10 protein-coding genes and 1 riboswitch are annotated in these 9,505 nt (G+C 61.0%); of the genes, 3 read left to right on the forward strand and 7 right to left on the reverse strand.

Going from position 1 to position 9,505, the window contains the following annotated elements:
• Positions 1–712, reverse strand: a 712-nt coding sequence (locus AC4DF4_RS16550) for an MFS transporter (RefSeq protein ID WP_490049217.1), incomplete at its 3' end; no start/stop codon positions are given.
• Positions 713–906: 194 nt separating this feature from the next.
• On the opposite strand from AC4DF4_RS16550, the gene AC4DF4_RS16555 reads away from it, so the two are divergent.
• Complete coding sequence (locus AC4DF4_RS16555) at positions 907–1,728, forward strand: helix-turn-helix domain-containing protein (protein ID WP_490049218.1); 822 nt, start codon at positions 907–909, stop codon at positions 1,726–1,728.
• A gap of 29 nt (positions 1,729–1,757) precedes the next feature.
• Here AC4DF4_RS16555 and AC4DF4_RS16560 read toward each other — a convergent pair whose 3' ends face one another.
• The 5 genes from AC4DF4_RS16560 to dnaK all read right to left on the reverse strand — a co-directional run bounded on the left by AC4DF4_RS16560 (position 1,758) and on the right by dnaK (position 6,388).
• Positions 1,758–1,982 (reverse strand): hypothetical protein, encoded by a 225-nt coding sequence (locus AC4DF4_RS16560; protein ID WP_490049219.1) that lies wholly within the window; start codon positions 1,980–1,982, stop codon positions 1,758–1,760.
• A 59-nt stretch (positions 1,983–2,041) separates the two neighbouring features.
• Positions 2,042–2,242 carry a hypothetical protein gene (locus tag AC4DF4_RS16565; RefSeq protein ID WP_490049220.1) on the reverse strand — a complete coding sequence of 67 codons (201 nt, stop codon included), beginning with the start codon at positions 2,240–2,242 and terminating at the stop codon, positions 2,042–2,044.
• 122 nt (positions 2,243–2,364) lie between these two features.
• Complete coding sequence (gene groL, locus AC4DF4_RS16570) at positions 2,365–4,002, reverse strand: chaperonin GroEL (protein WP_490049226.1); 1,638 nt, start codon at positions 4,000–4,002, stop codon at positions 2,365–2,367.
• A 44-nt stretch (positions 4,003–4,046) separates the two neighbouring features.
• Entirely contained in the window at positions 4,047–4,337 is a 291-nt protein-coding gene (locus AC4DF4_RS16575) for a co-chaperone GroES (RefSeq protein WP_490049221.1), read from the reverse strand.
• A 140-nt stretch (positions 4,338–4,477) separates the two neighbouring features.
• The gene (dnaK, locus tag AC4DF4_RS16580) at positions 4,478–6,388 is read right to left on the reverse strand and encodes a molecular chaperone DnaK (RefSeq protein WP_490049222.1); all 1,911 of its coding nucleotides are present in this window, start codon (positions 6,386–6,388) and stop codon (positions 4,478–4,480) included.
• 273 nt (positions 6,389–6,661) lie between these two features.
• On the opposite strand from dnaK, the gene recJ reads away from it, so the two are divergent.
• Positions 6,662–8,362 (forward strand): single-stranded-DNA-specific exonuclease RecJ, encoded by a 1,701-nt coding sequence (gene recJ / locus AC4DF4_RS16585; RefSeq protein WP_490049223.1) that lies wholly within the window; start codon positions 6,662–6,664, stop codon positions 8,360–8,362.
• A gap of 36 nt (positions 8,363–8,398) precedes the next feature.
• Here recJ and AC4DF4_RS16590 read toward each other — a convergent pair whose 3' ends face one another.
• Complete coding sequence (locus tag AC4DF4_RS16590) at positions 8,399–8,788, reverse strand: aspartate 1-decarboxylase (protein WP_490049224.1); 390 nt, start codon at positions 8,786–8,788, stop codon at positions 8,399–8,401.
• 123 nt (positions 8,789–8,911) lie between these two features.
• A riboswitch (cobalamin riboswitch) is annotated at positions 8,912–9,059 on the forward strand.
• A gap of 32 nt (positions 9,060–9,091) precedes the next feature.
• On the opposite strand from AC4DF4_RS16590, the gene AC4DF4_RS16595 reads away from it, so the two are divergent.
• Positions 9,092–9,505 (forward strand): TonB-dependent receptor plug domain-containing protein (locus AC4DF4_RS16595; protein WP_490049225.1); only part of this gene is annotated, 414 nt, incomplete at its 3' end.

The following is a 9,505-nucleotide window of genomic DNA, read 5'->3' on the forward strand; positions in this document are numbered from 1 at the left end:
TTTCCTCGCTGAGCTCGTCGCGGATATCGACGAGCTCGCGGGCCGCCTGTTCCGGGCCGTTGATGGATTCCAGAACCTCCAGCGCCTCTTCGTTGCGGCCTTTCGATGCCAGCCAACGCGGGCTGTGGGGAACGAAGAACAACCCGGCGATCAACACCACGATGGGAACCACCTCCGAGGCGAACATCCACCGCCAGTGGCCGCCAAACGAGAGAAGGTATGAGGCGATCACCGCGATATTGATGCCGATGACGATGGCAAGCTGGTTGACCGTGACCAGGCGCCCGCGGAGATGCGACGGGGATATCTCCGCGATATACATCGGCGAGGTCATGGCCGCCAAGCCGACACCGATTCCTCCGACGGCGCGCCAGATGCAGAACTCGACGAAGGTGCGGGGCAGTGCGGTGCCAATGGCTGACACCAGGAAGCACAAGGCCGCAACCCACAGCGTGGCACGGCGTCCGATCGAGTCGTTGAGCCACATGCCGGCCAAGGGCCCGGCGATGGAACCCAGGATCGCGCTGCTCACGGCGAAACCGGTGCCGGTGCTGTCGAGTTGGAAATGCTCTTCCAAAAAGATCAGCGCCCCGCTGATGATTGAGAGATCATAGCCGAACAGAAAACCACCGGTGGCGGCAACCAGGGTGATCATGTAGAGCCGGAAGCGGCTGCTTCGCGGTGTGGTCGGGAAAACGGAGGTTTCGCTCATGCTGCTGGAGTTTTTATTGCGACTTCAGTCCATATCCCGCGCCTCAAGGCCGCCCGGGACACTGGCGAAACCTTTACAGATAAAAGGGGGGCTGGGAATGTACAATCCTGTCATTTTCGTTTCTGATCCTGCTACAAATCATTCTCGACGCCGGGGTGCGCCCCGACTATGGGTTGCAAGCAAATCCCAATTCCATGATCATTTCCGCAGGAACAAGCTCACATGGTGCCGGGCTGCAATTCGAACGCGAACCCGGCTTTCCCTACTGGACGGCGGGATTCTTCCTGACTGGGCCGATAGAAGTGGCATGCGAGGGGCGGACGCTGTCGATTCCGCCGCGCAGCTGCCTGATTCTGGGACCGAACACCCCCTATCGGATCACAATGCTCAGCAAGCATCGCGAGATATGGACGATTTTTGATCCCCGCATGCGCCTGCGTTCGGCACTGCCGGCGGCAGACGGCCGCTCCCGGGTGATCTCGGTTGTTTTCGGGGATTCTCCGGCATGGTCGAGGATGCGGGCGAGCCTCAACGACCTGATGCACTGGTGGGCAAGCCAACCACCGGAATTGCAGCTCGCGGAAAACGCCGTCGAGCGCCTTCTCCTGCTCGCCATCCGGGAACATGGTTTGCAGCAGGACCAGCGAATGCCCGACGACCGGATCCATCGCGTGGTCGCTCACATCGAACGCCGGTTTGGTGAGGAACTCCCGGTCGAGGAGCTTGCCTCCGTGGCTGGCTTGTCACCCTCCCGGTTCGCCCACCTTTTCCGGGAGACAACGGGCCTTTCACCGATCAAATTCCTTGAGATGCATCGCATCGAGAGGGCCAAGCATCTGATGCTCACCACGGATCTGCGGGTGCAGGAGATCGGGAACCGCTGCGGATTTCCCAACGCGCAGCATTTCAGCGTCCGCTTCCGCAACATGACCGGACAATCGCCCAGCGCGTTCCGCCACCTGCCGAAGCGGCGCTTCCGGGAACTTCATCCGGAGGAGGAGGACGCGCCGTCCTGATCGAAGAGCAGGGCATTTGGCTTGAGATGTCATTGGACTGGGGCGGCGTGAAAAATAAGTTGCAGGGCCTTGGCTGGGTTGCGCTGGTGGATTTCGAACCAACTCGAGAGCGGCTGGTCCGCGTCAAAGGGGATGATTGCCAGCAGCGCATTGCGGGTCAGCGCGAGATTCTGCGCGGTGTTGACGCGCCGGTGCCGATGGTCGTCCTCCTGCCAAAGGCAGGTGTCGCGTTTGTAGTGATTGAGGTTCTCCACGCTCCAGTGGCCCCGGACAGCCGCTGGGATGCGTTGGCTTTCACGAGGATGGAGGCTGGTTAGAAAGTGCCGGACCTGGCTTTTTCCCGCACTTCCGGTGCGTTTTTGATCTGCCAGTCGCGCCGGACCACCACCGCGCTGCGTGCGAATGGCAGCCCGGCCGTCACGGGGGTGATGGCGGTGATGGCCGCCGTGCGGGTGTCGATGCGGCCGTGCCCGGCTTCGCGGCTTACGACAAAAAGGGGTTCCCCGGTTTTCATCTGGGCCTATTGTGTTCACATGGAGGGTTTGTCGAGGATGCGAAAAAGCCGGACAGGTTTCCCTGTCCGGCTTTTTGATAGATGAATGAATTCGCGGCGACCGGTGATCGCCGCTACGCGGATTACATCATGCCGCCCATGCCGTGGTCGTGACCACCGCCGCCGCCGCCGCCGGCTGCTTCCTTGGAAGGCAGGTCGGTGATGAGAGCCTCGGTGGTGAGCAGGAGTCCGGAGATGGACGCTGCGTTCTGGAGCGCGGTGCGGGTGACCTTGGTTGGATCGACCACACCGGAGGCGATGAGGTCTTCGAACTTGTCGGTCGCCACGTTGTAACCTTCGCCGCCGGTGCCTTTTTTCACGTGCTCGACGATGAGTGCCGCCTCGCGGCCGGCGTTGGCGACGAGCTGGCGAAGCGGTGCTTCGACGGCGCGTGCCACGATGCCTGCTCCGGTCTTCTCGTCGCCGGTAAGGCCGAGATCGCCGATCGCTGCTTGGGCGCGGATGAGGGCGGTGCCACCACCGGCGACGATGCCTTCTTCAACGGCCGCACGGGTCGCGTGGAGGGCGTCTTCGACGCGGGCTTTCTTTTCCTTCATCTCGGTTTCGGTGGCTGCACCGACGTTGATGACGGCGACGCCGCCTGCGAGCTTGGCAAGGCGCTCTTGGAGCTTCTCGCGGTCGTAATCGCTGGTGGTGTCTTCGATTTGACGACGGATTTGGTTCACGCGGCCGGTGATGCCTTCGGAAGTGCCGCCACCTTCAACGATGGTGGTGTTTTCCTTGGTGATGGTGATGCGCTTGGCTTCGCCAAGGTCGCTGAGTTCCACACCTTCGAGCTTGATGCCGAGGTCTTCGGTGATGACGCGGCCACCGGTGAGGATGGCGAGGTCTTCGAGCATGGCCTTGCGGCGGTCGCCGAAACCAGGAGCCTTGACGGCAGCGATGTTGAGGATGCCGCGGAGCTTGTTGACGACGAGGGTCGCGAGGGCTTCACCTTCGACGTCTTCGGCGATGATGAGGAGCGGACGGCCGGTCTTTGCAACCTTTTCAAGGAGAGGAAGCATGTCCTTGAGGGACGAGATCTTCTTCTCGTTGATGAGGATGTAAGCGTTCTCAAGGAAGGCTTCCATGGACTCGGGGTTGGTGACGAAATAAGGGCTGAGGTAGCCTTTGTCGAACTGCATGCCTTCGACGACTTCGAGGGTGGTTTCGATGCCCTTGGCTTCTTCCACGGTGATGGTGCCGTCCTTGCCGACCTTGTCCATGGCTTCAGCGATGATGCCACCGATTTCGGCGTCCGAGTTGGCGGAGATGGAAGCAACTTGAGCGATTTCCTTGGCGTCGGAGACGGGCTTGGAAAGGAGCTTGAGCTGGGCGACGATCGCTTCGGTGGCCTTCATGATGCCGCGTTGCAGCGAGATCGGGTTGGCACCGGCGGTGACGTTGCGAAGGCCTTCTTTGTAGATGGCTTCGGCAAGCACGGTGGCAGTCGTAGTTCCGTCACCGGCGATGTCGGAAGTGCGGCTGGAAACCTCGCGGATCAGTTGGGCGCCCATGTTTTCATAAGGGCACTCAAGTTCGATTTCCTTGGCAACCGAGACACCGTCCTTGGTGATGGTTGGGGAACCGAACTTTTTGTCGAGGATGACGTTGCGTCCAGCAGGCCCGAGGGTCGCTTTGACGGCGCGTGCAAGTTTTTCCACACCGCGCAAGAGGGCTTGGCGGGCGGCTTCGTCGAATAGGAGTTGTTTGGCCATGATAGTTTAAATTTGAGATTTGAGATTTGAGATTTCAGATGGGGCGATTAGCCGACGATGCCGAGGATGTCGGATTCATTGATGATGAGGACTTCCTGGCCGTCGAGTTTGACTTCGGTGCCGCCGTATTTGGAGATGAGGACCTTGTCGCCGACCTTGACGGTGAAAGCGATGTCCTTGCCATTGTCATCCTTGCCGCCGGTGCCAAGGCTGAGAACTTCAGCTTCCTGAGGTTTTTCCTTGGCGGTGTCTGGAAGGACGATGCCGCCGGCGCTGATGGCGTCGGCTTCGAGACGTTTGACGAGGACGCGTTGTCCGAGTGGTTTGATGTTAGCCATATTATTGTATGTGTTGGTTTGGTTTCTGTGAGAAGCCACGCTGCGGGTGCAGAGTGGAAAGTGTTTGGTAGGGGCGATCATTGGTCGCCGCGAGTGGGGAAGAATCGAATCGCGGCGACCGGTGATCGCCGCTACTTCGATCAATCCACGACTTCGGCGTCGACGACTTTGCCTTTGGCTTGTTTCGGTTCGCTGGAGGCACCGGCTTCGGCTGGCTCGACGTCGGGCTGGGCGGCACCGGCCTGGGCTTGCTGGGCGGCTTCGGCGAGGGCTTGAAGGGAACCTTCGAGATCGGTAACGGCGCTGTTGATCTTGTCCACGTCGTCGCTGGAGATGGCGTCTTTGACGGCCTGGATCTTGCCGCCGAGCATGTGCTTGAGTTCGGCAGGGGCGTTGTCGCCGAGTTCGCCGAGTTGTTTCTCGACGGAGAAGACGAGGTTGTCGGCCTTGTTCTTGGCATCCACTTTTTCAACGCGCTTCTTGTCCTCGTCGGCGTGGGCCTCGGCGTCGCGCTTGGCTTTTTCGATCTCGTCCTTGGACAAGCCGGAGGAACCTTGGATGGAGATTTTCTGCTCTTTGCCAGACTGCTTGTCCTTGGCCGAGACGTGGAGGATGCCGTTGGCGTCGATGTCGAAGGTGACTTCGATTTGCGGCTCGCCGCGGCGGGCCGGGGCGATGCCGTCGAGCTTGAAGTTTCCGAGCAACTTGTTGTCGGCGAACATCGGGCGCTCGCCTTGGCAGATGCGGATGTCCACGGCGGGTTGGCTGTCGGAGGCGGTCGAGAAGATCTGCGACTTCTTGGCCGGGATGGTGGTGTTGCGCTCGATCATCGCGGTGGCGCGGGAGCCTTCCGTTTCGATGGAAAGCGTCAGCGGGCTGACGTCGAGGAGCAGCACGTCTTTGACATCGCCGCGGAGGACGCCGCCTTGGATGGCCGCGCCGATGGCGACGACTTCATCCGGGTTGACGCCTTGGTGAGGAGTCTGGCCGGCGAGTTCGCGGGCGATTTCGACGACTTTCGGCATCCGGGTCATGCCGCCGACGAGGACGAGCTCGTTGATTTGGGCGGCAGTGAGGCCGGCTTCCTTGAGGCAGTCGCGGACGGGCTTCTTGGTGCGCTCGAAGAGGGAGTCGGTGAGCTGCTCCAGCTTGGAACGGGTGAGCGTGAGTTGGATGTGCTTTGGTCCGGTGGCATCGGCCGTCACGAAGGGCAGGCTGATGTCGTAAGACTGGGTGGACGAGAGAGCGATCTTGGCTTTTTCCGCTTCTTCCTTGATGCGCTGGAGGGCGTCGGGTTGACCGGAAAGGTCGATGCCTTGATCCTTTTTGAACTCGCCGACGATCCACTGGATCAGGGCGTTGTCCCAGTCGTCACCGCCGAGCGAGGTGTCGCCGTCGGTGGCGAGGACTTCGAAGACGCCGTCGCCGATTTCGAGGACGGAGATGTCGAAAGTGCCGCCGCCGAGGTCATAAACGGCGATTTTCTCGTCGGACTTCTTGTCGAGGCCGTAAGCAAGGGCGGCGGCGGTCGGCTCGTTGATGATGCGGAGCACTTCGAGGCCGGCGATTTCACCGGCGGCCTTGGTGGCGTTGCGCTGGGAGTCGTTGAAATAAGCGGGAACCGTGATGACGGCCTGGGTGATTTTTTCACCGAGCTTGGCTTCGGCGTCGGCCTTGAGCTTGCCGAGAACCATCGCGGCGATTTCCTGCGGCGAGTAGGTTTTCTTCTCACCGGCCACTTCCACCTGGATGTGGGCGTCGCCATTGGCGGCGGCGACGATGGTATAAGGCATGCGCTTGTCGGCTTCCTTGAGTTCCGAGAACTTGCGGCCGATAAGGCGCTTGGCGGAGAAAATCGTGTTTTGCGGGTTGGTGACCGCTTGGCGTTTTGCGGCCTGGCCGACGAGGCGTTCGCCGTTTTTGGCAAATGCAACGACCGACGGGGTGGTGCGTGCGCCTTCCGAGTTTTCCAACACGGTGGACTCGCCGCCTTCCATGACAGCCATGCACGAGTTGGTGGTTCCGAGGTCGATTCCGAGGATTTTGGACATAAATTGGTTTCCTTTCAGTTTTGTGCCTGTAACGGCGTGATCATGGACGCGCTTTCGCAGGGAATGTGCCGGAATCCTCGAAAATAATTCAACCCATTCAAAACAAGTGAGTTGAAAAAATAGCAATGATGCGACGTCGGAACGGATCAGGCAATTTAGCGCCAATGTGTCACATTTCACCTGCGCCAAACTGACACAGCGGGCGGATTTGGACGCTTTTCGTTTCCGATCTTGTGTCAGACCTTCATCCCCCGCTAGGGTCCGCCCCACTTCATGCGAGCCCAGCCGTTCAAATGGATTGCGCGAGGTGAACCGTTTGAAAAACAGACCAACGGTTCATCGGGCACATTTCCGCCGATCCTCGAACATTTGATCCGCCAGCGGGGCCTTCCGCCCGGCGTCGATCTGGAGGGATATTTACGCCCGAAACTCCGGGATTTGGCTGACCCATTCCTCATTCCGGACATGAAACCCGCCGTCGAGCGGGTGCTGGCGGCCATCGACAAGGGCGAAAAAGTCTGCATTTACGGCGATTACGACGTCGATGGCGTCACCTCGATCACGCTGATGCGGCGAATCCTGATGGCTTACGGGCTGACGCCGCGCTATTTTATTCCGCGCCGCGGGCCGGAAGGATACGGTCTGAGCACGGCGGCGCTGGCCCGCTGCATGGCGGAAGGGCCGAAGCCGGATTTGCTGATCACGGTGGATTGCGGGACTGTCTCGATCAACGAAGTCGCGGCGCTGCGGGCGGACGGGATCGATGTTTTGATCGTCGATCACCACGAACCCGAGCTGGAAGGAAAGCCGGATTGCTGCGCGCTGGTGAACCCGAAATGCGGCACGGAATTCACTTATTTATGCGCGGCGGGCGTTGTTTTCAAACTCGGTCATGCCTTGCTGAAAACCCGGCCTGTGGAGCTCGATCTCAAGGAATTGATGGATCTCGTGGCCGTCGCGACGATTTCCGACATCGTCCCCATGATCGGGGAAAACCGCCTGATGGTGCGCCACGGGCTGAAGCACCTGCCGAGCACGCTCAATCCCGGCTTGCGCGCGCTTCAGGAAGTCACCGGCATGAGTGGCGCCGCGACCTCGATGGACGTCGGCTTCCGCATCGGCCCACGGCTCAACGCCGCCGGGCGGATGGACGCGCCGGAAGACGCGCTGGCCACGCTGACGACGGATTGCCGCCGCCTCGCCCACGAGTTCGCGCAGAAACTCGACGACTATAACAAGGAGCGCCAAACCCACGAAGGACTCATCCGCCGCGAGGCGGTGGAAATGCTCAACCGCGATTTCGACCCGCTGCGCGATCCGGTGATCGTTCTCGGCTCGCGCACGTGGCATCACGGCGTGGTCGGCATCGTCGCCTCGCGGCTGATGCGGCAGTATCACAAGCCGGTTTTCGTCATCGCCATCGATGCGGACGGCGTAGGGAAAGGCTCGGGCCGCAGCATCGAGGGGATTTCACTGGTCGAGGCGATCCGCGCCTGCGAGGGCGATCTGATCGCCGGTGGCGGCCACGCGATGGCGGCCGGGCTTTCGATCCACGAGGACAAGCTCGACGGCTTCCGCAGAAATTTCACCGACTACGTATTGAATAACAGCAACGAGGAACAACGCCGGCCCAAGCTGATGTATGACGCGGAGATTTCCTTCGATCAGCTCTCGCTGGAATTCCTATCAAGCTACGATTTGCTCCAGCCCTTCGGCAGCGGAAACCCGCAACCCGTGTTCATTTCCCGCGAGGTCGGGCTGAGCCGCTCGCCGCTGCACATGAAGAACAACCACCTGCGCTTCATGCTGCGCCAGGGCTATCACGAGCAGGACGCGGTCTTCTTCGGAGGCGGAGAGCATCCGCTGCCCGACCCGCCGTGGGACATCGCCTTCACAATTGATCGAAACACCTTCCGCGGGCGGACGACGCTGCAACTGATCATCCAGGACGTGCGGGCCGCGGCGGACCGTTGACCTGCCGGAACGCTTCGTCTTCAGAAAATTCCGGCCCTACCGACTCTGCCGGACAATCTGGTTTTTCTCGTCGAGCAGCAAATTGTTCGAAACGACCGGCGTTTCTGACAGCGCGAAGGCCATGATCGCCACCCGCTCGCCGGCCTTGATCAGATGGGCGGCCCCACCGTTGATCATGATGTGGCCGGTGCCGGGCTTGCCGGGGAGAATGTAGGTTTCCAAGCGCGCGCCGGTGGTGATCGAGGCGACCAGCACTTTTTCGCCCGCCCACAGGTCCGCCGCTTCCATCAGGTCCGTCGGGATTTCGATGCTGCCTTCGTAATCGACGTCCGATCCGGTGATCATCGCCCGGTGTAGTTTTGATTTCAGGACCTCGCGGAACATGGCGGGAAGGAAATCCCCCGCCGCCCCGCCGTCAAGCGCCAAGAAATCCCGGCCCTTCGCCGCCGGGGCGTTTGATCGAACCGCTCAACTCATCGGCATTTCCTCTGATCTTGCGCTCCACCCTTGCGCGCGGGACGGTCCGTGGAATATCACCACGCCGTCGGCGAAATCCGACTCTCTTCAGGACGCCCTTCGCCAGGGCAGGAAATTGATGGGGAAGCCGGTGGGATTCCGGCGCGGTATCGCCACTGTGATTCCGGACCGCGAGAGCGGGACGGTCAGCCAGATTGCCAGCCTGAGGAGATTTTCAGACGTCTGCGACTAACAGACATTGAAACCGAAACCATGCTACATCTACCAACGCCTCCCAGAGGCTCCTGCCGGAGTGCCTTCGCACTGATCGCCCTGCTTGCCCAATCCCCTGCCCGCGCGGAGGAAAAAAAGGCCGAACTCGAACCGCTGATCGTCTCCGCCCTGCGGGTCCCGCGCCCGGCCTCCACCGTCACCTCCGCGGTAACCGTGCTGGACCCCGAGTCCTTGCAAAACCAAGGCATCCTCCAGCTCCGCGACGCGCTCAACGCCGTCCCCGGAGTCATTTCCACCTCCACCGGCGGCCAGACCGGAGCCGTCAGCTCCCTCTTCATCCGCGGCACGAAAACCGCCGACTCCCAAGTCGTCATCGACGGCATGCGCCTGAGTGATTCCAGCACGCCGCTCGGCAATATCCTTTCCGGCGGCCGGGTGAACGACGTGGGAAGC

The sequence above is a fragment of the Luteolibacter sp. genome (assembly GCF_058122085.1).